Here is a 23447-nt window from a genome sequence, read left to right as displayed (position 1 = left end):
GCTCGCGCCCGCTCGGCCGAGATGAGCCGAGCGGGCGGACTTTGGTGACCTACTGCAGCGACTGGATCCCCATGTGCTCGGGGCGCTGGGCGGGCGGCTCGCCGGATCCGTGGTCGTTCGGCGCGGAGAAGTCCTGGGACACCGGAAGGTTCCCGCTGGAGAAGTTCATCGGTATGAAACGCCTGGCGAACAACGACTCCATCGCCGCGCTGTCCAGGGGCCGGGACAGCAAAAAGCCCTGCGCGCGGTTGCATCCGATGGCGAGCAGCGCTTTGGCCGCGCTGACGGTCTCGACGCCCTCGGCCACCACCTCGAGCCCGAAGGCGTTCGCCAGCGTCACGATCGACTGCACGATCGCCAGGTCGTGCGGGTTGCGGCCGAGATCGCGAACGAAACTGCGGTCGACCTTGAGCACGTCGACCGGGAGCGACTTCAGGTATCCCAGGGCGCTGTAACCCGTGCCGAAGTCGTCGATGGCGATCTGCACCCCGATGTCCTTGAGTCCGGTCAGCGTCTTGCGCGTGGCATCGATGTCGGCCACCACGACGCTTTCGGTGATCTCCAGGCAGACCGCGCCCGGTTCGAGCCCGAACGCCTCGATGGTCGCGGCAACCCTCTCCACGATGCCGTCCGCGACGAGTTGCACCGGAGAGACGTTGACGCGCAACACGGTGCCCTGCCCGACGCCGTGCGCCTGCCAGTCCCCGAACTGCGCGCACGCCAACCGCATGACGCGGCGGCCGAGCTTGCCCGCCAGGTTGACCGATTCGACGACGTCGATGAACGAGTCGGGCATCAGCAGTCCCCGGGTGGGGTGTTGCCAGCGAACCAGCGCCTCGGTGCCCAGGACTTCGCCGGTGCGCATGTCGAACTCCGGAAGATAATGCAGCACCAGGTCGCTGCTTTCGCTGTCGATGGCCTCTTGCAGGCGCAGTTCGATGTCGTTGCGGATGGCTTCCTGGGCGGCCATCTCGGGGCTGAAGGCGGCGACGGTGGCCCCGCCGGACACCTTGGCCGATCGGGTGGCCTGATCGCCCCGGAAGAGTAGCTCCGAGGTGGTGTCGTGCCCGGGTGTGCCCGCGGCGACGCCGATGCTGACCGTGCGGGCCAGCATCTCGCCGTCGATCACGACCTGCGTGTGAACCCGACTTTGCAGCTGCCGGGCGAAGTCCGCGGCGGCGTCCACGGTCATCGGCGCGGCCGGCACGACGACGAACTCGTCGCCGCCGAACCGGGCGATGAGGGCGGGAACGTCGACCGCCTGTCGCAGCAGGTCGGCGAAGGCCATGATGAACCGGTTCCCCGGAATCTGGCCGAGGTGGTCGTTGACCACCTTCAACCGGTCCACGTCGAGGACCAGGATCGAGACCGGCCCCGGCCTGCCCGCGGCAAGCCGCTCGTCGAGCTGGGCGATCAGGGTGCGCCGGTTCAGCAGGCCGGTGAGATCGTCGTGTTCGGCCAGATACCGGACCTGCTCCTCGGCGACGATGCGGGCCTGCAACTGGGCGAAGAGCGCGGCGATCGCCTGCAGCGCGTTCAGCTCCTCGGGCAGCCATTCGCGGTCGCCGAACTTGACGAAGCCGAGCGTTCCGGTGGTCACGTCCCCGGACAGCAGCGGCACGCACGCGAGCGAGACGGCGGGTACGCCGGTTCCCTCCTCGATGTTCGACTGGTAGTCGGCGTTTCCCGGTTCGGGACGCAATACGTCGGGTTCCTTGAGGGTCTCGGCCCTGGCGAAGACGGAGTCGGCGCCGGCGAAATGCACCACGCCGAGCGGGTCGGGGTCGGGGATGTCGGGGCGCGGCGGCCACTCGGCGATCAGCACCGTCGCATGGATGTTGTGGTCGTTGTGGCGCAGAAAACCCCAGTCCACGCCGAAGCGGTCGACCAGGTTGGCGAGTACCCGCTCGCTGATGGCGGCGGCATTACCCGCGACGGCTGCCATCAGCTCTGCAGCGGCCGCGGTCACTAGATCGTCCAACGAGCCGGACATCCACCTAGGGTAGCGGGCGGCGGTACTACGGCAAGTGAACGCGCTCCAGGTCGCGCCGGCTGCGGACCGATGCCGCGGCGACGACGCCGATGCGCAGGATCAGCGCGGGCGACGCTCCGGGCGGCAAACCGGCCAGTTGCCGAAATCGCTGCTGCAGTTCGCCCAGCTCATCGGCGAATAACGGCGACAAATCCACGAGGTCCGCACGGTCGTGGGCATATAAAAACGCCGGCGAGGCGGGTTGCACGGCCAGCCCGTGCTGTTGTGCGGCGATCCACACCGCCTCGACGGCCGACCCGCCGCGCGCGTAGTCGGACAGGGAGTCCCCGGCCACCGAGACGACGGCCACCGCACTGCTCGTCGACACGCGCCGGCGAGTGTCCTCGCCGAGCGCGCTCCCGGCATGCCAGTCGGCCAGGCACGCCATCACGTCCGGCCGCCGGAAGATGTCGAGCACGGCGAGGTCGCCGGATCCGAGTTCGAGGCTGCGCACGTCGATACCGGTGTCGGGATGCGGATCTCCGGGCCACCTCAGCTCGGAGATCATCTCCGCGTGCAGCCGCGGCGTGAGGTACCTGATGCGGTCGGCCGCAGCGAGAACGTCTGCCACCGAAGAGATTTCGGGTTGCCCGGTCACCAGGTGCAGGCCGGCCCCCTCCCGGGCGGCGACCGCGTGCAGGTGGTCGACGGTCTCGGCGGCGATCGGCTGCGGCGTGCCGGCCTGCCGGTTCGTCTCGCGTGCCAGCATCGGCTGGTATAGCGCGGCCAGGTCGGGGTCGGTGCCGTCCCGCAACTGCACCGTCGCCCGTAGCGGTACGCCGTCGACGTTCTCCGCCACGGTCACCGGCCCCAGCACCTGCCGGCTGGCGGCGGCGACCCTGACGTTGAAGACGGCGGCGCCCAGCGCGACCGCACTGCCGCGGTACCCGGCGTCCATCGTGGACGTGTGCTCGGGCGCGAGCGCGATGGTGACCTCCTGCGGCGAGGCCTGGATGCGCCAGGGTTGCGAGTTGCCGCCCGACGGCGCCCGTACCGCCGCGGCGGCGATCAGGCCCGCCAGACCCGGCAGCGACGCCTCCGGCTCGGTGTCGGCCGGCACCGGGCTCGCCTCGGCCGGCCGCGGGTTGTCGAGCCGATCGAGTGCCGAGCCGACGTCGATGCGGGTCCGGCCCGACCGCAGGGATTCACCCAGTCCGATCCGGCGCACGGCCTCGGTGACGGCGGTCGCTCCCAGGACGACATCGCCGGCCACCTGGGGCCAGGTCGACAGCGTGCGGTCGATCTCGACCACGGACGCCAGGATGCGGGGCGATAGCTGCTCGGCTTCGAGGAACCGCAACAGGTGCGGAACCTTCTCCCGGCTCCCCATGCCGGCCAGCCGCGGGTAATCCAGGTCGCCGAGCAGACCGTGCAGGATCGGGCGCTCCGACTCCAGGTCGAACCGTTCCACGTCCAGCAGCCCCCGGTCGCTGGTCGCCATCAGCACCGGGATCCGCCGGGCCCGGGCGCGCTCCCGCAGGATGACCTTGATGTCCAGCGAGTCGCACTCCTCGACGACGACGTCCAGTCCGTCGAGGAACTCGTCGATGTTGTCGCCGGTCAGCCCGGCGTCCAGCACCCGGATGCGCACATAGGGATCGGTCTCGGCGATTCGCCGGGCGGCCACCTCGGCCTTGTTCAGACCGAGATCGAACACGGTTGCCGGCACCCGGTTGAGGTTGGACAGCTCGAGCCGGTCGAAATCGGCCAGCCGCAACTCGCCGCAGACGCCCTGCGCGGCCAGAGTGTGTGCGATGACGTGGCCGACGCTGAGACCGGCGACGCCGACGCGCAGTTCACCGAGCCGGGCCTGTTCGTCGGCGGTGATCACGTTCCTGTTGCGATCCAGGCGCACCGCGCGGAATCCGCCGGGACCCAGGACCGACACCACGGCCCGCCGCCACGGGTAGTACGCCCAACGCCGGCGCTCGGCCACCAGTTCCGCCGGGGGTGCGGGCCGCAGGTCGCGCAATTCCGCGAACTGGTCCTCATAACTGTCGATGAAGTCAACAGCTGGATCTGCGCGCAGTCGATCCAATACCGCCTTGTCTGCGGGATTCGGCGTCGAGAATCTGCGCGGTGCAGGAAGCTATGGTCTTTTCTCCTCGGTGCTCGACCGCATCGGCGAATGTTTGTCCCGATCGGACGCCCATATCCGTGGAGTCCGCGTATTGGACCGGTTTGTCACTGCAACATATTAGGGGGCAAACAGTTCCGGCGCCGCGTGGCAATGCGCATTGCCGTCAAACCGCCCGTTCCAGCCCGATCGTGGGTCACCCCGGGCATCGGGCACGGCCCGCACTCGCCCGTCGCGGCGGCATCGGCTCTCCACGATCTCGTGACCACGGGCCCGCAAAATCGGGCCGACCCGGACGGCGGAGTCGCCAGCCGGCCCGCCGGGGCGGCCGGCGCAACTTTGCGAGGGTTCGTGCAGCAAAACTCGTCGTACCGACTCGCGGTTTGCTACCGTCCTTGTACAAGTGCTTTTGGTATGCAATCACGTCATAGGTGTTATGGTGGGTTCACGACGCATTCGCGGCGGATGTCGGGGTAGACCCCCGCCACTACCGGACCCGTTCGTCCCCTCACCGAGGGGCACGATCGTCCCGCAACGGCGGACCCGAGAGAGTGGGCGATGGACGGCGCAGCGATTGACGCGACCTTCGCGCCCGCATCGGTCCTCGGATGACCGCCGCGGGCCGGAGAGCGCACCTGCCAACCGCGGATCATTGAGGGGCTGCTGATGCCGGCCAGACAGACAATGCTTCGAATCAACGTGACGGTCGCGGGTGATCCGGTGCTCGCGGCCGTCGAACCAGTCGCGTTTCGCGCCGGTCGCGAGCGTCGGCGCCCGCCGCTGCGATCGCGGGTGGCGCGGAATCGTGCTCCGGAGCCGAGCCACGCCGGGCCGTGCCCGGGGGGCGACGCCGCCGGCGCGGTGATGATTCGCCGGTGTCGGCACGCCGATTACCCGAGTGACGCGCCGACGGCCATTCTCGTGAAGCCGACCCATCGCATGTTCCGCGCCCGCGGCGCTGCGTCGCCTGGCGAATGGAAAGCTGTCACGGAACCGCGGCAATTCCTGTCGCACAACGAATTCGTGTGCGCCGACTGCGGCGGCCCGGCCCGCGGGTGCAACAGTGCGGCAGCGACGGAGTCGTCACACCGCGACAGCGTCGACGGCCGGTGCCGGTCGGACCCGATGTGGCCGGTCAGCCGGGCGACGCACCCACCGTCGGTGGGGGTGGCGAACTCCGGAACGGGTATCCCCTCCCGTATGCACCGGCCAATAACACGCAATACAGGTCCGGCAACGGGACAACACGTGCCATGCCCCGCGGGGGACGTATGACGTCTGCACTCGGAGGCGCTGGGGGTTCCAGGGTGGCCCGAATCGTTAAGGATAGTAGATGAGCTCACAGAAAAGGCCCAATAGGTATCTGTCCCTTATCATTTGGCTGATACCCAGTTGCGGTCTCAAGCGGTTGGCATTGCGCGCCTTGGGCAATCAGATCGGTGGCAACGCGAAAGTGGGGCCAATCCTGGTTCTCGACTGCGGCAAATTCACGCTGGGCGAGGACTGCACCATCTCGTCGTTCAATGTCTTCAAGGGTGTGGCGCACATTCAATTGGACGGCAAGAACTTCATCGGGTCGTGGAACCAGTTCACCGCGGCGCCGGGTTATCAGGACTACAGCGACCGCATCGGCATGCTGTGGATGAAAGAGCAGAGTTTCGTCACCAATAGGCATTACATCGATTGTTCCGGTCAAGTCATCCTGGAGCCCTATGCCGCGGTTTCAGGGATCAAGTGCATCATTCAGAGCCACGAGCTGGACCTGGTCGACAACAAGACCACCGTCGGTCGCGTCGTCCTCGGCGAAAGGTCGGTCATCTCCACGGCCTGCATCATGCTCAAGGAATCTCGCCTGCCGAACCGATCGATCCTGGCCGCGGGGTCGGTGATGGTGAAAGCGAAAGACAACGGCGAAGCGCCGAAGTCCGGCCTCTACGGCGGCGCACCCGCCCGCTACATCAAAGAGCTCACGGACCTCCAATGGTGGCACCGCGACTCGTACCACACGCCGGTCACGGCGTTCGACGAAGCGAAGTTCAGGCTAGCCCACTGCCGGCCCGAGGCGAGCTAGGCGATCGACGTGCGACCGGCCCGAGGCTCAGCCGAAGCTTTCCGTTGCCCGGCCGCAAACCTGGCGAGCCCGTCGAGCCGAGACCGGCGTGGCGCCGGTCATCCCCTCGTTTGCCGCTGACCGATGTCGGCGTCGGCCTTGCGACCCCGGGCGAGAATGCCGAACGTGTTGGGCGGAAAGTACTTTGCGCCGACCGCCTGAAGCGCTGGCAGCGGGGTGGAGAAATAGGCGTCCAACTCGACCTCGGCGAAGCGTGCGCCGAGCAACTCGATCAGCGCGCGTTCGTCGACGCCCTGGCGTACGACGTGATATTCCACCATGTCGGAGGGCTCCGACTCGTCGTAGATGCCCCGGAGCCGGCGCGCACGGGTTCTCACCCCGCGTTTCAGCTCACCCTGGCCGATGCGCCACGCGAAGTAGGAGCCCCAGGAAAGAACCTTCGAGAGCTTGCCCTGCCGCGGATACCACAACGGATCCTGGAAGGTCAGGACGCTGCCGCCGGGACGCAGCGCATTGTCGCACTGGGCTGCCACCACGCCCAGGTAGTCCGGAATGTGGTGCAGGACAGAGATCAGCAGGATCAGGTCGAATTGGGTCTCGCCGTCGAGCCATGCGGTTCCGTCGCTGTCGTACCTCACGCACACGTCGGGGCTGTCGCTGAATTTCCGCCTGAGGAAGTCGAAGCTCGTCCTCGACATCTCGGTCACGGTCGGGATGCCGCCCGCGCGGATGACCGCATCCGTGAAAGTTCCGTGCCCGGCCCCCACTTCCAGCACCGCGCACGACCCCTGCCGGGCCAGCACCTCTTTGACCACGGCCTCGATCCTGCTTTCCAGCAGTCCCCGCAGCGTCGCGTGCCGGATGTGCGGGCTCACGGCGTAGTCGTGCCCTTCGCCGTACTCGCTCTCCTGGGCGCGCGCCACCGCCGTATGTGCCCCGGCATCTGCGTTCATCAACTCAGTTCCAATCCCCGTGTTCATTCCGTTTCCCCCTTATAGATAAGACCCGTCTACGGTCGACGACTCCTTCGCCAAGTTGACGACCACACCGAGCACGGGTGCGTCGAGCACCTTCACCCCGGCGTCCAATTCCGACAGCGAAAGCGTGGTCGTCGACGAAGGCCGCACGACGAGCACCGCGGCGTCCGACGCCGCCACAGCCAGTTGCGCATCGATCGACTCGTGGAATGCGGGCGTATCGATCAGGATGAAATCGCTCGCCGGGCGCAGGGCGTCGATTTCGCGCTCGAGGGCTTCCGCGGTCAGCCCGGCAGCCGGGCACGACACGGTCGTCACCGGGTCGACCCGGTTGCCGGCCTCCGCGGAGGCGGTAACCGCCGGAACCGCTTCGGTCCTGCCCGACTGCTGCCGGCGTGCGGCGATGCGAACGAGGCCCACCGTACGTCCGCGGTCGGCGAACGCGCGCGCGAGCGCCTGCGTCGCGACCGGACCTTCGTCACCGCGGTGGCCGGCCACCACAGCGATGACCGGCGGGATCTCCACTTTGGGCAGTCGGCGCAGCACTGACTCGACGTTCAAGCTGAAGCGCAGTGCCGCCTGGGCGAATTCCTCGGACTCCTCGAACGCCTTGTCGGCATCGCCGCCGGAGCCGAGCGACCGGGTTTTCGGAAGCCGTCCGATGATGTCGCTCTCGGTGATCTCCTCGATCTTGCGCCGCGACCTGACCTTGGTGTCGAAATGCTGGAGGAACCAGACCAGGCCCGACGCGGCGAGCAGAGCCAGCACCAAAGCCGCCACCGCCACCATGGGCGTCGGCAGGCCGGCCGCAGTCGCGCTGGCCGGACTTGCCCTCGTCACCACCTGGACCATGGGCGGGACGTCGGGGTTGTTCTCGACGTTCTCGAGCTTGGCGATGAACTTCCCCAAGACGTCGCCGTAGGCGTTGGCGATGTTGGACGCACGCTGCGGATTCCGGTCGGTGACCGAAACGATCATCAGCACGGTGTTTTTCACCGTGCTCGCCGAGACGTGGGACACGAGCTGTTGCGGGGTCATACTCAGCCCGAGCCTGTCGACCACCATCTGAGCCAGCTCGTCGCTCTGGAACATGTTGATGTACGTCTGCGCCCGCTGGCGGGAGAACAGGTCGCCCTGGTAAGCGCTCGCGGACGACTTGACATCCGGCGCCCGGAGGAACAATTCGGTGGACGCGGTGTACTCCTCACCGGCCGTTGCGTTGTAGACCGCCGCACCCACGGCCGCGACGGCCACAAAGGTGAGGAAGATCAGCCACCGCTGCCTGCAGACGGCCCACCCTTTCTTCAGTAGCTCCATCGTTCTCCGTTCACGGCGTATGACGTGTTCATGTTCATGCTGCTGTCCGTCGGTGCCCGAAGTGCGAGGATCCGAACCCCTCTGAAAACCCTTGGCCGGCAACGACGACCCGTCCCAGGTACGTGCCGCGGGCCAGCCGCAGCAACCTCGCGCTCTCGCGCAGCTCCTCGGCAGGAGTCTGCGGGACCAGGTCGACGAGAACGGAAGCGCCGACTTGACTGGCCATGTCGACGGCGTCCGCCAATTCCAGGGCCGCCGGGCCGACGACCAGCACGTACCGATATCGACCGGCCAGGTCGATCAGCAAGTTGCACATCTTCGCCCCGGTCAGCTCCCGCGTCGGGTTGGCCGGCGGCGTGCCCGCCGGGATCCAGTCGATTCCGCGCGCCTCGTCCGTCCGGATGGCCGAGTCCAGCGGCAGCCGGGTGCACAGCAGGTCGCCCAATCCGACGGTTTCGCCGTCCTGTTCGGCGCTGAAGTCGGCGCACACGACGACGGCGGAGGACCCGGATTCGGCGAAGTCGGTCGCGAGCGACGTCGCGACGATGCTGGCGGCCGGCGAGGGCCGCGGCGACGAGATCATCAGCGATTGGGCGCCGGCCTCGTTCAGGCGGTGAGCCAACTCCAGGCGTAGCAACTTCACGTCACCACGAATCTCACCGGGGCGTTGGGGTTCGGCAGCCTCGAGCACGCCGAGCACCTCCCCGAGCGATGCGCCCCCATCGGTCCGCAGGCCGGCGTCCTCCCCCAGCCGCGCCACCCGCCGACTCTCGCGCGCGGCGACATAGGCAGCGACATAGGTCAATCCGAACAGGAACCCGACGACCGCTCCGCAGATGATGTTGAGCAGCGTCCGCGGCGAGATGGGCCGCGACGGAACGGACGCCGGCTCGGTGAAGACCGGCTGTAGCGGCGACACCACGCTGTGCGGCGGCCGCTCGAGTTCCTTGATGACGTAGATGGTCTGCTGTGCGGCGGCATCGGCGATCGCGGCCGCCCTCGTCGGGGAGGAATCCTGCGCCTTCACTTCCAGCACCACGGTGTCGGGAATGATGTGCCCGTCCAGCTTGGCGGCGAGGGCTTCCCCGGACTGCCCGAGGTGCAGTCGTTCCGCGACGCGGGCGGTGACCAGTGGCGTCGTCACCAGCCGGGCGTAACTGGCCATCCGCTGCTGGGTGAATTCGTCACCGTAGGCCAGGGTCTTGCCACCGCCCATGTTGGGGTCGGCGTTGGCGGTGGAGTCGTTCCAGTAGGGCGCGACGACGAGGATCTTCGCGCTCGTCTCGTACACCACCGGCAGGAGCATGTTGATCCCGCCGCCGACGGCAGCCCCCGCCAGCGCCCAGATGGTCAGGGCCAACAACTTGTTGCGGACCACGGCCAGCAACGCCAACATGGCCGTCATTACGCGAGGCCCATCTTGCTCAGGTTCTCCATGATCTTGTCCGCGTAGTACTTGTTTCCCTCGGCGTTGAAATGGATGCCGTCGGGAGCCAGCAGCGCCTTCAGGTCGACGCCGCGGTACCAGCCCTGCGCCACCGGGTCGATGACGTGGGCCCCGACGCTGTCGGCCGCGCGGCGCAGCCCTTCGGCCACGGCGGGAAAGTTGCTCGCCGCCTGTGTGGTGACGTAGCTCGGGAGGATGATGATGATCTTGGCCTTGGGCCAATCCGAGCGCACCCTCTTGATGTACTCGTCAGCCGCCGCCACCACCGGCTCCGGCATCGACCCGAGGTCGTCGCGGCCGCCGTCGATCAGGACGTAGTCGACGTGGTACCGGTAAGTCGCCTCGTCGCGGGCGAGGCGATCGATGAACGGCGCGGTCGGGATGGGGAGGTTGTCGATGGAATGCAGGAACCCGGTGCCGATTTCGGCGTCCAGCGCCAGGTTGCAGCCTATCTTGTCCGCGAGCAGGTGGGGATAGGTGACCACCTGCGGGTCGCCGGTTCCGACACCGAACGAGTCGCCCACGACCAGACACGTCGGCTTGCGGCCGAACATCTGCTGAAGGTTCGCGATGAGCTTGTTCGCGTAGTACAGGTCACCCGCGTAGTTGAGGTGGGCGCCGTCCCGCCACAGCAGGGTTTTCGCATCGACATCGCGGTACCAGCCCTGCGCGACCGGGTCGATCACATACGCGCCGACGCTTTCGGCCGCGTGCTGGATCGCCTGCGCCACCACCGGGTAGTTCGGCGAGGGCTCCGCGGCGGCGGAGGTGGGGAGTACGACGATGATCTTGGCGCCGGGCCACTCCGCGTGGACTTTGTTGATGTACCTGTCGACGGCCGCCACCACCGCATCGGGGGATTCACCGAGATCCCTTCGGCCGCCGTCGATGAGCACGTAGTCGACCTTGTAGGTCGCCGCATCACTGCCGAGCCGGTCGATGAACGGCTTGCCGTCGGGTGAGTCTTTGTTGGCCCCCTTGACGAAACCGGTGCCGTCCTGGGCATCCACGGCCAGGCTCCAGCCCAGCTTGTCGGCCACCATGTCGGGATAGTTGCCGGCGTAGGAGTCGCTGACGACCAGTAGCGTGGGCTTGTAGTCGAACATCGTCGACAACAAGGGCGGCTGGTAGCGCGGCCCGGCTTGTCTTTGCGGGCGGTCGGTGTCGTGCAGTTCGGTGTAGGCCACGACACCGACGATCAACGCCAGCACCGCGACCGCGCCCAGCCCGACAGCGCGGGGCAGGCCGCGCAACTTCTCAAGCACCGACATAGTCCGTCCTCACCAACTCGACGCGACGGTTGGGCCGCACTTGGCGGGGCACCGCCGCCACACCTGGTCTCGTCTTCGTCTCCCTCTCGCGCACGAATGTCGAGAACACCCCGATGAAGAACAGGAACGACGCGGCCTGCAGCAGCGAGCCGCGCAGCAGAATCATCATGTAGAACGGCAGGATGCAGCCGAGCAGGCCAGGCATCCGGTAGACGTCGAATTCGGTGTCCAGCCGGGTGTCCCAGCGATGCAGGGCGTATCCCAGCACGAACATGCCGGCCGCCAGCGGGATCCAGCCGCCATTCAGATACATCTCGATCCACAGGGGCGCGGACAGGTTGGTGAACGGGTAGCCGCGCATGTTGGCGATGTAAATCCCTGTGTCGACCGGCTTTTCGGTCCACATGGTTCTGGGCAGCCAGAACAGCAGCACCCCGGAGAACTGCTTGCCGGGCACGATGCCCTGTTGTGCCCCGACCAGGTACCCGTTCATCAGCTCCGCGAAGGAGTCGTAATCGGGCGACAGCAGCGAGGCGATGGGGTTTGTCGCCTTCAACTCGGCCTGCGTGCTGACCCGGAATGCGTCGGCGAGCGGGAAGATCACCAGCAGTCCGATCAGGAACCCGCACGAGGTGGCGCGGAAACGTCGCGTGGTGGCGAACAGCCCGAAAGCGGTTGCGGCGGCGAGAATCGCGGTCCCGGCGAGGTAACGGGCATTCGAGATCGGGTTCATGGCGTTCGCCAGGAGAAGCCCCACGATGACGAGCAGCACCAAGTTGCTGCGCATGACGGTGGCGGAGATCTTCTCGCCCCCCAGGTTCGCGAGCTTCGCCTCCTTGCGGAACCGCATCAGCGCGATGAAGGCCACCAGCAGCGCCATGCAGCTGCACGAGCGCATGATCACACCCACGTTGGTCTCGCCCCAGGCGTTCGCTTCGATGTTCAATGCGTCCGTGCGGCTCTTGAGAAACAGCAGCCAGCCGACCTTCGAGCAGTAGTACATGTTGGCGAAGATGGCGAATCCGCACAGCAACACCAGTCGGGCGTTGTTGACGGTGAACGTCGCCGCGACATCGCGGCTGCGCTGGGTGGCCCGCCAACTCCGGCCCAGTTTCGTGGCGTTGTCCAGAGCCGCGCCGGCCAGGAAGGCGCAACATCCGACGATGACGATCAACGCGGCCGCGGCCGTGTAGGTGCTGTCGACGCGGGGCACGGTGTCGGGAAAGTCGTTCTCCCGCAGCTGGACCAACGGGGCCAGGCCCAGGAATGCGTAACTGTATCCCCAGAACATCACCTCGAACAGCCGCCGTTCTCCGTTGCCCAGCAGCCACGCGAACCGGGCGCCGCTGATCGCGATGCCGGGCAGCGACCACAGCCACAGTGAGCTCGTGGGGACGCCGGTGAACCGGATGATGGCGGCGGGCACGAAGATGACCATCGTCGCGAGGGCCCACAACGTGATGAGCGCCTGGCTCGACTGCACCCGCCCGTTCAGGCGTAGTTTGACCGCGGCGGGCACGGGTCCCGGCACGGCGCCGCGCAGATGGCGGTAAGCGGCCACGATGCCCGCTTCGCCGGAGCCGGCACCCTGCCCGGACCGGATGGCGCGCAGCGGGTCCGGTGCCACCGGCTCGAGGAATTCGGGAGTCGTGCCGTCGCCCGGCCTGGCCCACGGCTTGAACAACAGCAGCGCGATCGCGGTGATGAAGGTGGTCGCCGTTGCGATGCCCACCGCGACTCCCGCAGCCGTGCGGAAAAGCATCCCCCCGCCGAGGGCAGTGAGGATCATCAGCAGCACATAACCCGCCTTGAGCCGCAGTGCGTCGGCGCTTCGGTTGAAGGTTCGCAAATGGATTGTGACCGCGATGATCCAGGAGCCCACCGCGTACTCGAAGGCGATGATGGGGGTGATCGCCTGCGCTTCCCGGAAGGTGTGGCCCAGGACTAATTCACCGATGGTGGCGGGCAGGAAGTACAGCGCCGCGCCGATCAAGATCGCCCCGGAAGTGGAGGCCGAAGCGATACGGGCCAGCGACCTCCACACCTGCGGCGGTGTCATGTTCTGCCGCCTGCTGTCCGGAATGACCACCAGCGGGATCGCACTCGTCAAGATGGCGAGAGGCGCCAGCAACGCCGTGGCGCCGCGCAGTGCGGCAGTTACCCCGGGGCTCAACACCAAAGCGGCGAAAAGCAGCACCGCGAACGCCGTCGTCTGTTCCAGGCCGGACTCGGTGCCGTACCGCGCCCGATGCTGCCAGCCGTCGGCCATCCACGCCGGCAGCTGAGTGAACCGCGGGGCGACGCGCACACCGATCAGCAATCCGAGCAGGGCAATCAGCGCCAGCGCGGCCCAGCCGCCGATGAGGTCCACGGCGGTCGCCATCGACCAATGCAGCCACGTCGCCACCAACAATGCGGCCGAACCGGCGAACCAGACGCCGTCCCAGAGCGCCGCGACATGGGGTCGGCCCTCGGCGATGACGACGTAGCGCAGCACATCGCCGACGAGCACGATCGGCGTCGCGGCAACGATCAACAGCGCCGGCGCACCTATCCCCGACCCCTGGACCGCCCACATGATGCCGCCGACGATCGGGCTGGCCAGCAGGGCACTGGTGATCGCGAAGGACCCCTCCCGCCGAATGTCGGACCGGTCGCGCGCGGCCGTCAACAGCAGCGGTGTCCCCAGTGCGCCGCGCAGCACCCCGATGGCCGCGGCGAGAAGCGTGAGGAGAAGGGCGATCTGACCGAATTTATCCGGCGGCGTCACGACCGCGACCGCATAGATGATCAGGCCATTGCTCATGCTGGAGAAGACTTGATCCGCTGCGCCGGAGACCGCGCGGACCTTTCTCATCGACAACCTGTCGGACATGGCGCTAGCCCCTGCTGCCCGTCGCCCAGATTTTCTCGAACGCCCCGACCGAGTCGGTGGCTCCATGGTTCGAGAAAAGCTCGAAGGTGGCGAAATTGCCCTGCCACTCGGAGAACCGCGGATCCGACAAGACCCGGTGGGTTCCCGGCAAGTCCACGGTGACCTGGGCGCCGTCGATCTTGAGGCGCGCCTCGTAGGCGGTCTTTCCGTCCTCGCGCATGGGCGTCTTGAATTCGCCCGCGGCGATCACTTCGGGATTGTCGGCGTCGGTGCGGACCATGCTGACGTACCAATTGACCGGGGTCACGACGAGGTTGACGGGTAGCGGCCGCACCATCGGTGGCACGCGTTGGTCGATGCCTCTCGACACCACGAACGTGATGGCGCTCTGCGTACCGGATTTCGGCCCGGGGCCGGCCCGGAAGGTGAAGCGGGCGCCCATGCTCTTCACCGACGCGCCGAGGTCGGGGGTGCTGAAATACGCGACGGCGGTCCCCTGCGTGGTGGGCTGGTAGGTCAGCTGGCCGTCGCTGATCCTGAACTGGTCGCCGGGTTGGCCGGACGATGCCAGCACGGTAGCGGGCCGACCGTCCTCGAAGTGGGCCGGCGCCGGCCCGTTGGGCATGCCCGTGAAGTCCGCCTGGACCCTTATGCCGGTGCCCATCGGGGCGTTCTCCCGCAGGTATCCCCACCACAGCGACGCGGCCACGATGGCTGTGAGCACCAGGGCGAAGCCGACTTCCACCAGGGTTCCGGTTGAGCGGCGGGCCTCGAGAATCGTCATCCGACACCCTTTTCCAGGATCTGGCCGTAGATCTGCTCGAGTTCGCGCCCGACGCCGGCGATGCTGTACTCCGCCTCGACGGCCGATCGCCCCCGCCGGCCCATCGCGCGGGCGCGCGACTCGTCGGACAGCAGATCCGAGATGGCCTGCGCGAAGGACTGCGGGCGGCCGTCGACGACCAGACCGCAGTCGTGGGTTTCGACGAAATCCGCCAGCCCCGCATCGGCACCGATGACGACCGGGATGCCGAGCATGAGGGCCTCGATCACGGTCATGCCGAACGGTTCCCGCACCGCGGGCAGCACGTAGACGGACGCGGCGGCCATTCGCTCCCCGGCAAGTTCGGGCGGGACGGCGGCTTCGCGCCTGATCAACTCGTCGCCGAAACCTTCCGCGCGCGCCTGCGAGACGACCGCGTCGACGCCCGCCTCGGCCCCTTCCGCGGGCCCGACGATCGCGAATCGCGCACGGACGCCCGACCGCAGCAACGCCAGGGCGGCCTCGGCGAAGACCTCCGGCCTCTTGCGTTGATGCAGTCGCGCGAAGAACAACACCTCGGGTAGTTCCCCCGCGGGGCGACGATCGCCGGTGACGGGGGGCATCGCCACGCCGTTGCGCAGCTGGCGCAGCCGCAGCCCGGAGCCGCCGACCGCGCACAGGTCATGGCGCTCGGCCGCATTCAGATGAAAGACCGCCGCCGCGGCGCGCAGCAGCCCGATCGTCCACATCCGGTCGATGGGCGCCGCGAGCGGGTGACTGTGGGGGGTGATCATGCCATGCGTCTGCACGACGAACGGGATTCGCATGCGCCGCAGGGTGGCCACGGCGGGCAGGGTCACCAGGTCGCGCGCCAGGTGGACGTGGACGAGGTCGAACTTGACCGCGTGTTCCCTGATCCACGGACCCAACGCCGGGGCCCGTGTCGCCGCGTAGCCGAAGCCCGGTACCACCCGCTTGGCGGGGAACAGCCGGGCGGGCACACCGCCGACGGCGGCCGGCGGCTCGTCGAACCCGCTGGCGCCTGCGGCGATCACCGCGTCATGGCCCTGCTCGCGCAGCGCCGAACACAGGTTGACCGCCACCCGGGTGGGCCCTCCGTAGGCCCCGTCCGGGGTGACCAGCGTCACCACGTGCAGGATTCTCATGCCGCGCTGTTCCCGTCGACCGCGCACGTGATTTCTGGTGGTGCACAGAGGTTTTCCAGAGTGAGCGCGGCTTGCAGAGCGCCCCGGACCGTGTCAACGGCCACCAGGGCGGCCGGGAACGTCGCGGTCACCTGGACCGAGCCGTGGGCGGTCACGCGCAGCGCGGTCGACAGATGCGCGGGGCTGCCCGGCGGGAGCGCTACGGCCAGTTCGGCCTCCGCCGGCCTGGTCCACGCGATCTTGGCGAGCGCCGGCATCTTCGATATGTCCGAGATCGTCAGGTGCACCACGGAGCCTTGCGGAGAACCGGCGACCCACCACGGCTGGCCCCGGCGGCCGCGGAGCGCCGCACACAACCGCGTCGAGCCCAGGTAGGCGGCGAGCTTGACCAGCGGCCCGACCGACTCGGCCGTGGCCCGGAGTTCGGCGGAGAACTTCTCGTAGGACGTGTCGGCGGCCCCGCGCACGCGCGCGACCGTGCAGAAGTTCGCAAGGGTGTGCGCCCCGGCCGGCAGGAACCGGCGAAGGTCGACGAGCACACCGCAATCGTCGGCCAGCGTCACGCCGGCGTCCCGCAGCGCCCGGCAGATCGACCACATGAGCAACGCCGTCAGCGAAGTACACCCCCCGGTGGCGTCGCGCCAGGCCCGCACCTGGTCGGCGAAGCGCTCCTCGCTCTTGACGAAGACCGCGCGGTAGCCTCCCGTCACGCCTGCGTCTCCGGGAGCCCCGGCACCCTCTGCGGCCGGCGCGCCCCGACACGCCGCGGACTGCCCGGCCAGGCTCGGGAACGACCGCGCCTGCGCCAGGCCGACCGCCTGCCGTGTGACCTCGCTCAATCCCGCTTTCAGGTTGTGCCCGATCGCGACCCGCACCGGGCTGGTGATGGTCGGCACGGGCGGCGGGTCGGCGAAGCCGTCGGTCGCGTGCGACAACGCGGCCACCGTCTCGGTCATGAGATGCGCGTCACCGATTCCGTGGTCGAAACGGACGCAGAGGTACTCGCCCGCCTGTGCCACCGAGATCGGCGCGGCGACCGGGTGTCCCACGACGCGGTCGAGCACCTGCTGCGCGGTGGCACACCCGGATATGTCCACGGTTGCCTTCGCGTTGCGACTCGGCTTCTCGGTGTAGCGCCACCGCCTGGTGTGCGGCGACGGCCCCAGCCCCACCCGGAAATGCGGCCCCATGCTCGCCATCCGGTCCAGCACCGCGCCCGCGCGACTACCCGCATCCTTGCGGACCGGGCCGGCGACCACCCAGACGGATGCACCGGCCGAGGCGACGTCGAGTTGGCCGACCCGGACCGTTCTGGTCTTGACGGCGGTCCCGCCGTCCCACGACGCCGCCCTACCGATCTGACGGGCCGGCAGGCGCCCGACGAACGACGACAATCCCTCGCGCCAGGTCATCGGTCGCACACCACCCTCGAAGTCGATGCGGCCAGTTCGTGGCACCAGTTCTCGTAGCGACGGATGGCGCTGCCGCGATCGAGCACCTCGCGCGCGAACCGCCTGCCCGCTTCCCCCAACCGCTGGGCCTCGGTCGTGTCCGCCCCGACGCTCAGCACCGCCTCGAGCAGGGCGTGCGGGTCGGTGGGCGGCACGATCACACCGGCCCTGGCGGCACGCACCTCGTCGGCGGCCGCACTCGACTCGTCGGTGGCGGCCACGACCGGTTTGCCGGTCATGAAGTAGGTGGTCAGCTTGCTGGGCACGGCCATGTCCCCCACGCCCGGCCTCTCGTTGACCAGCAGGGCATCCGCGGTCTGCAGGACGGCGCGGAACTCGTTGTCTGGCAGCGGCTGGATGAACTGCAGCGCGGAAATGTCCTGGCCGCACTCCTGAAGCTTGCGCCGCTGGTTGCCGTCGCCGAGCAGCGCGAACCGGACCCTGCCGCGCGGTAGCTCGTCGGCGGCCAGCCGGGCGGCGGCCACGACGTTCTCGAGCCCCTGTTTGACTCCCATGTTGCCGGCATGGACGATGACCAGTTCGTCCTCACCCCAGCCGTACTTGCGGCGGACCCCGACCGAATCGTGGGGTGCGAGATCGTTCGTGTCGCCGACATGTGTCCAGTTGCGGATCACCGTCGACTTGGCACTGTCGACACCGGCGCTGTCGAGGGCGGTCAGGAACCGGTCGTGGATCACGGCCACCCCCGACGCCGCCCGCAGCACCCGCGCCTCGAGGTGGGTGACCATCCCGGCCGCCTTACCGCCCATGGCGCCGGTTTCCACGACGCCCTTCCCGTACAGGTCTTGGACGACGACGCCCACGGGCACCTTTCGCATCCGTGCCGCGGCGACGATGCCGGCCGTCGCCAGGAGCGAGGGACTGATGGCGATCACGACCGACGACCGGTCGAAGTCCGTCGCCAGCACCGCTTTGGCGAAGCTTGCTTCCATCAGGATGCGGTTGCGGGGGCTTGGCTTTTCGGGCACGTAGTGCCTCAGACGTTCGATCGTGACGCCGTTGAGGGTTTCGCGGTAGGTGCGCCGGGAACCGTAACCGTCGTAGATTCGCCACTCCGGGTAGTGCGGAAGTCCGGTGACCACGCTGACCTCGTGGCCGAACGCCGCCAAGCCCTCCGCCATGCCGGTGGTGTAGGGGGCTATCCCGGTTACCTCCGGGAAGTAGTTGATCCCAACGATTTTGACCTTCACGACTTCACCCTCGCCTGTGCGCGCGGGGGCAAAATGGTGGCGCCCTCCGGGACGTCCTCGACGACCAGTCCGGTGGCGCCGACCGTGGCGCCGTCGGCGATACGAACGCCGCGCAGGATCGTCGCCCGCGCCGCGATCCACACCGAGTCCCCGATGAAGATCGGCGCGTTGTCGAACTCGAAGGTGGGGCTGAACCGATCGTGACTGCCGGTGCACAGCAGCACGTCCTGGGAGATGCAGGTGTTCGAGCCGATGGTCACGGGCTCGAGGTTGAGGATCCAGGCCGATTCGCCGATCCAGGTGTCGTGCCCGATGGTCAGTTTCCAGGGCCAGTGGATGCGTACGTCGTGGCGGATGAGGGTACCGCGTCCGATGCGCGCACCGAAGCTGCGCAGTATGAACACCCGCGCCCGGTTGGGACACCACCACCGCATGGCGACGGCGCGCGAAACCACCATCCACAGCAGTTGCACCGGCAACGGCCTGCCCCGGCTGTAATTGTCACCGGTGAAGTCGCGCAGCGAGAAACGCGCCCCCGCACGCCGGTTCCTGTCTGAGAGTCTTGTCACCTGCTCGGTCGCAACCATGCCTTCACCAGCAGCTTTCTTCATGGGCGGGCCTCACGTCCGATCGGCAAGCCGAGACCCGGATGGCTGTTTTGGGATATCCCGGCACGTTCGGTCGCCGCCCGAGGGGACCGCCGCTCCGCTGTGTGTCCGCCGCCGAATGGCCGTGCGGTGTGATGGTCTGGTCTGTCTCTGCGACGGCGGCCGCGACGAGCAGCGCTCGGCCGGCCACGCTAGACCCTCGCAGACAGGTGATGGTTGCGGTACCAGTCGACGGTCTCGGCGATTCCCCGCTCCAGGGGGATCTGAGCCGTCCAGCCGGTGGCCCGTAAGCGGCTGACATCCAACAGCTTTCGAGGCGTCCCGTCAGGTTTGCCGGTGTCCCATCGGGTCTCGCCGGTGTAGCCGACCGCGTCGGCGACAATCTGGGCGACCTCGCGAATCGTGTGATCCGTGCCGGTGCCGACGTTGACCTGGCTTGGCCCGTCGTAGTTTTCCAGCAGGTGCAGGCAGGCCGAGGCCATGTCGTCCACGTGCAGAAACTCGCGTCGCGGTGCACCGCTACCCCAGTTGGTCACCGTCGCCTGACCGGCGGCCTTGGCCTCGTCGTACCGGCGAACCAGCGCCGGCAGCACGTGCGAGGTGGTCTCCGAGAAGTTGTCGTGCGGACCGTAGAGGTTCGTCGGCATGGCCGAGATCCACGGCAGCCCGTACTGGCGACGCACGGACTGCACCTGGATGATCCCGGCGATCTTCGCGATGGCGTAGGCGTCATTGGTCGGTTCGAGCGCGCCGGTGAGCAGCGAATCCTCGGCGATCGGCTGGGGAGCGAATTTCGGGTAGATGCAAGAGGATCCGAGGAACAACAGGCGCTCCACCCGCTGGCCCAGAGCCGCGTCGAGGACGTTGACCTGGATCTGCAGGTTGTCCGAGATGAAGTCGACCGGGAAGGTGCTGTTGGCCAGGATGCCGCCGACCCGGGCCGCCGCCAGCACGACCACCTGCGGCCGCGCCTGCTCGAAGAACGAGAAGGTCGCGTGCCGATCCGTGAGGTCGAGTTCCTCGTGCGTGCGCGTGAGGACGTTGGTGAAGCCGCGCGCCGACAGCTGCCGGCAGATCGCGGAACCCACCATCCCGCGATGGCCCGCCACGTACACCGGCGCGTGGCGGTCCACAGGGCCTGGCGAAAAGCGCTTGTATTCCAAGGTGACTCAGCTCCAAACCGGCAGCATCGGTGTGTCGATCCCGGGGCTGCCCGCTTCTTTCAGGGCTGCGATGTCCGCATCGACCATGATTCGCGCCAGCTCCGGCGCCCGCACCGATGCGCGCCATCCCACCAGCCGCTCGGCCTTGCTCGCGTCGCCGATCAGGGCGTCGACCTCCGTGGGGCGCAGATAGCGCTGGTCGAAGCGGACGTGTTCCCTCCAGTCCAGGTCCACGTGATTGAACGCCGCTTCCACGAAGTCGCGAACCGTGAACGCCGCTCCGGTGGCCAGCACGTAGTCTTCGGGCTCGTCGGCCTGCAGCATCCGCCACATGCCCTCCACGTACTCCGGCGCGTAGCCCCAGTCGCGGACCGCGTCCAGGTTGCCCAGGTAGAGGTGCTGGTCGAGTCCCGCCTTGATGCGTGCCGCGGCACGGCTGATCTTGCGGGTCACGAATGTCTCGCCGCGCCGGGGGGACTCGTGGTTGAACAGAATCCCGTTGACCACGTACATGCCGTACGCCTCGCGGTAGTTTCGCGCTATCCAGTAGGCGTACACCTTCGCCGCACCGTAGGGAGAACGCGGGTAGAACGCGGTCTCCTCATTCTGCGGCGGGGGCGACGCGCCGAACATCTCCGAGCTCGATGCCTGGTAGAACCTGCAGTTGACCTTCCCGATGCGCACGGCCTCCAGAAGGCGGATCGACCCCAGGCCGGTCGTGTTGCCGGTGTGTTCGGGTTCGTCGAAGCTGACCCGGACGTGGGACTGTGCCGCGAGGTTGTAGACCTCGTCGGGATCGATCTTCGAGAGCAGGGTCACCAGTCGCGAGCCGTCCGACAGGTCACCGTAGTGCAGGAACAGCCGGGCGTCGGGGTCGTGGGGGTCGACGTAGAGGTGCTCGATACGCGACGTGTTGAAGGTGGAGGCACGCCGGATGAACCCGTGTACTTCGTACCCCTTGCGCAACAGCAACTCGGCCAGGTACGAGCCGTCCTGACCAGTGATACCGGTGATCAAAGCCTTTTTCATCCATGCGTCCTTTTCAGCCGAGCCTGTCAAAGTGGTGCGGCCGGTGCCCGGTTCGCGGCTCCGCGCCGCTGCACCCGGGCCCGTCGGCACGAAACCCGGCCTGCCCGCGCCGCGGCGCGGGCGATGCCGTTCGGGCCGTAGCCGGCGCCACCGGCTGACCACGCATCACCGCGACTGACACCGCACCGCACCGTTCGCCCCCTCGTCGTGCCGATCGAAACGACAGAAGTCGAAACCGATCGCCCTCACCTTGGTCATATTACATACTTTAAGAATGGCTGCAACGCTAATCGCGGGCTTGTAGTATTTAGGCATGGTGAGTGCGACGGGCACGAAGACCCCGGACAGGCCCGGCAGGTCCGTCACGACGACTTGCAGCGATGCGGCCTCGTGGCGGGGCGACCGGCGACGGGAGCCCGAACCGTCGAGGGGGATTCCATCGCCGGGGGCGGCTCTTGGGCCGGGTGTGGACTGCCGGGCGGATTGCGAGCCACGCATCCGCGACTCCACCTGTGTCACCCACCCGCCGGCGTGCAGAATCCCGACACGAAAGGGCCGTTGATGAGTCTCGACCTGTTTCACCTTCCCCCGCGAGCCTTCGCCCCGGACGCCGGGGGCCGCTTGCAATGAGAGTCCTCATCGAAGCGTTCTGCTGGCTGTTGCCCGCCTCGCGGCTGAAGAATCGGCTGTTGAGACTGTTCGGTCACGACATCCACCCGTCCTCGCACATCGGCCCGAACCTCGTTGTGGGTGTGGAGAAGTTCGAAATCGACCATGATGTGCGGATCGGCCCCTTCAACGTCTTCCGGCGGATGCGCCACGTACGGCTCAGCAACCACGTCATCATCGAGTCGTGGAACTGGGTCTCCGCGCATCCGATCTATCGGGACTACGACAGTCAGGCCGGCACCCTGTTCATGGGAACCTGCGCCAAGATCGGCAGCCGCAACTATCTCGACTGCTCGGGAACCATCGTCCTCAGAGCGTTCTGCATGGTCGGCGGAAACAGGTGCCTGATGCAGACGCACGAGCCGGACTTCGCGACCGACCAACAGTCGGTGGGACGCATCACGGTCGGCCACCACTCGCTGGTGGGCAGCCGCGCCGTGCTGCTCAAGGGTGCCGCACTGCCGGACGAGTCGCTGCTGGGGGCCAACTCCACGCTGATGCGCGGCGGCGGCGCGGACGGCAGGAAAGGCCTCTACGCCGGTTCCCCGGCCGTATGGAAGCGCGGCACGCAGGGCGAATGGTTTTCGCGGGACACCTATGTCATGGGGGGCCACATCGTCGACGAGCCCATGGGAATCCTGCCCGAGGACCTCGACCACGACACACGGTTCGTCGTCGACAGCGACGCGTTGGGCGAGCTGTCGGGCCGGCGTTAGGCCCCGCCCGGCTGCTGGTCCGCCGCTCTAGCAGTGACCGACGAGGAGCGCCTTCGCGATGCCCGCGAACTGGTAGAGATAGATGTACTCCCAGTACCACACGGGCAGCACGTACTGGCGGGGCACGGCCTTGGCCGTTACCGAAACCCCACTCGCGCACAAACATTGGCAGAACAACAGACGCGCCCGGGGCAGATGGTAGCGCCACGTGACGACCATGACCTGTTTCCAGTGGTGCTCGAGCGCCAGACGTCGCGTCATCATGGCCTCCCCGCGGGTCGTCGGCGGCTCGGGCCGCGGGCAGATCACCCGCACCGCGCCGTGCTGCCCGGAACAGATCCGGCTCATCACGCGGTCCGTGGCCGGGTAGGGGTTCGACAGCACCACGGTGGGGGCAAGCCCCTGCCGCGCCAACGCCACACCGTAGCCCTCCCGACCGTCGTGCTCGCCGCCCAGCACGACCACGGCATCCACGTGCGACACGACGCTGTCTGCGGCTCTGGCGAAAACGAGGTAGCCGCATACACCGTTCACCGCCACCAGCACCGGGGCCAGCACGGCGAGCACGGCCGCGGACCGGCGCGCGGCGCGCCCGGCCGCTCGC

The 23447-nt window shown here is 67.8% G+C and carries 16 protein-coding genes and 1 pseudogene; 2 read left to right on the top strand and 15 right to left on the bottom strand.

Going from position 1 to position 23447, the window contains the following annotated elements:
* Positions 1-49 precede the first annotated feature (49 nt).
* Positions 50-1993, bottom strand: a complete 1944-nt coding sequence (locus AB8998_RS07250) for a bifunctional diguanylate cyclase/phosphodiesterase (protein ID WP_369737242.1) — start codon at positions 1991-1993, stop codon at positions 50-52.
* A 25-nt stretch (positions 1994-2018) separates the two neighbouring features.
* Positions 2019-4185, bottom strand: a pseudogene (locus AB8998_RS07245) (Rv1355c family protein).
* A 1257-nt stretch (positions 4186-5442) separates the two neighbouring features.
* Here AB8998_RS07245 and AB8998_RS07240 point away from each other — a divergent pair.
* Positions 5443-6180, top strand: coding sequence for a hypothetical protein (locus AB8998_RS07240; RefSeq protein ID WP_369737241.1), 738 nt, complete (start codon positions 5443-5445; stop codon positions 6178-6180).
* Between the two features lie 98 nt (positions 6181-6278).
* On the opposite strand, the gene AB8998_RS07235 is transcribed toward AB8998_RS07240, so the two are convergent.
* From AB8998_RS07235 to gmd, 12 genes are all read right to left on the bottom strand, one after another.
* Positions 6279-7133, bottom strand: a complete 855-nt coding sequence (locus AB8998_RS07235; RefSeq protein WP_369737240.1) for a class I SAM-dependent methyltransferase — start codon at positions 7131-7133, stop codon at positions 6279-6281.
* Positions 7134-7172: 39 nt separating this feature from the next.
* Positions 7173-8576 (bottom strand): Wzz/FepE/Etk N-terminal domain-containing protein, encoded by a 1404-nt coding sequence (locus tag AB8998_RS07230; RefSeq protein WP_369737239.1) that lies wholly within the window; start codon positions 8574-8576, stop codon positions 7173-7175.
* Positions 8509-9879 carry a hypothetical protein gene (locus AB8998_RS07225; protein WP_369737238.1) on the bottom strand — a complete coding sequence of 457 codons (1371 nt, stop codon included), beginning with the start codon at positions 9877-9879 and terminating at the stop codon, positions 8509-8511. Before AB8998_RS07225 ends, AB8998_RS07230 begins: the two co-directional genes overlap by 68 nt.
* Entirely contained in the window at positions 9879-11192 is a 1314-nt protein-coding gene (locus AB8998_RS07220) for an SGNH/GDSL hydrolase family protein (RefSeq protein WP_369737237.1), read from the bottom strand. Before AB8998_RS07220 ends, AB8998_RS07225 begins: the two co-directional genes overlap by 1 nt.
* Entirely contained in the window at positions 11179-14049 is a 2871-nt protein-coding gene (locus tag AB8998_RS07215) for an MATE family efflux transporter (protein ID WP_369737236.1), read from the bottom strand. The genes AB8998_RS07220 and AB8998_RS07215 overlap by 14 nt, the downstream gene beginning before the upstream one ends.
* Positions 14050-14071: 22 nt before the next feature.
* On the bottom strand, positions 14072-14851 hold the full coding sequence (locus AB8998_RS07210; protein WP_369737235.1) for a hypothetical protein: 780 nt from the start codon (positions 14849-14851) through the stop codon (positions 14072-14074).
* Complete coding sequence (locus AB8998_RS07205) at positions 14848-15996, bottom strand: glycosyltransferase (protein WP_369737234.1); 1149 nt, start codon at positions 15994-15996, stop codon at positions 14848-14850. Before AB8998_RS07205 ends, AB8998_RS07210 begins: the two co-directional genes overlap by 4 nt.
* On the bottom strand, positions 15993-17453 hold the full coding sequence (locus tag AB8998_RS07200) for a hypothetical protein (RefSeq protein WP_369737233.1): 1461 nt from the start codon (positions 17451-17453) through the stop codon (positions 15993-15995). Before AB8998_RS07200 ends, AB8998_RS07205 begins: the two co-directional genes overlap by 4 nt.
* A complete protein-coding gene (locus AB8998_RS07195; protein ID WP_369737232.1) occupies positions 17405-18658 on the bottom strand; it encodes a WcaI family glycosyltransferase in 1254 nt (417 codons plus the stop codon). The genes AB8998_RS07200 and AB8998_RS07195 overlap by 49 nt, the downstream gene beginning before the upstream one ends.
* Positions 18655-19227, bottom strand: a complete 573-nt coding sequence (locus AB8998_RS07190) for an LbetaH domain-containing protein (protein WP_369737231.1) — start codon at positions 19225-19227, stop codon at positions 18655-18657. The genes AB8998_RS07195 and AB8998_RS07190 overlap by 4 nt, the downstream gene beginning before the upstream one ends.
* Positions 19228-19457: 230 nt before the next feature.
* Positions 19458-20429, bottom strand: coding sequence for a GDP-L-fucose synthase family protein (locus AB8998_RS07185; RefSeq protein WP_369737230.1), 972 nt, complete (start codon positions 20427-20429; stop codon positions 19458-19460).
* A 6-nt stretch (positions 20430-20435) separates the two neighbouring features.
* The gene (gene gmd, locus AB8998_RS07180) at positions 20436-21458 is read right to left on the bottom strand and encodes a GDP-mannose 4,6-dehydratase (protein WP_369737229.1); all 1023 of its coding nucleotides are present in this window, start codon (positions 21456-21458) and stop codon (positions 20436-20438) included.
* Between the two features lie 689 nt (positions 21459-22147).
* Between gmd and AB8998_RS07175 the strand changes: the two genes are divergently transcribed.
* Positions 22148-22843, top strand: a complete 696-nt coding sequence (locus AB8998_RS07175) for an acyltransferase (RefSeq protein WP_369737228.1) — start codon at positions 22148-22150, stop codon at positions 22841-22843.
* Between the two features lie 27 nt (positions 22844-22870).
* Here AB8998_RS07175 and AB8998_RS07170 read toward each other — a convergent pair whose 3' ends face one another.
* Complete coding sequence (locus tag AB8998_RS07170) at positions 22871-23410, bottom strand: YdcF family protein (RefSeq protein WP_369737227.1); 540 nt, start codon at positions 23408-23410, stop codon at positions 22871-22873.
* Positions 23411-23447: the final 37 nt, after the last annotated feature.

This window comes from Mycobacterium sp. HUMS_12744610 (genome assembly GCF_041206865.1).
GTDB lineage: Bacteria > Actinomycetota > Actinomycetes > Mycobacteriales > Mycobacteriaceae > Mycobacterium > Mycobacterium servetii.
The sequence above is the reverse complement of the archived record's forward strand: the minus strand, read 5'-3'. Positions and strand labels throughout refer to the sequence as shown.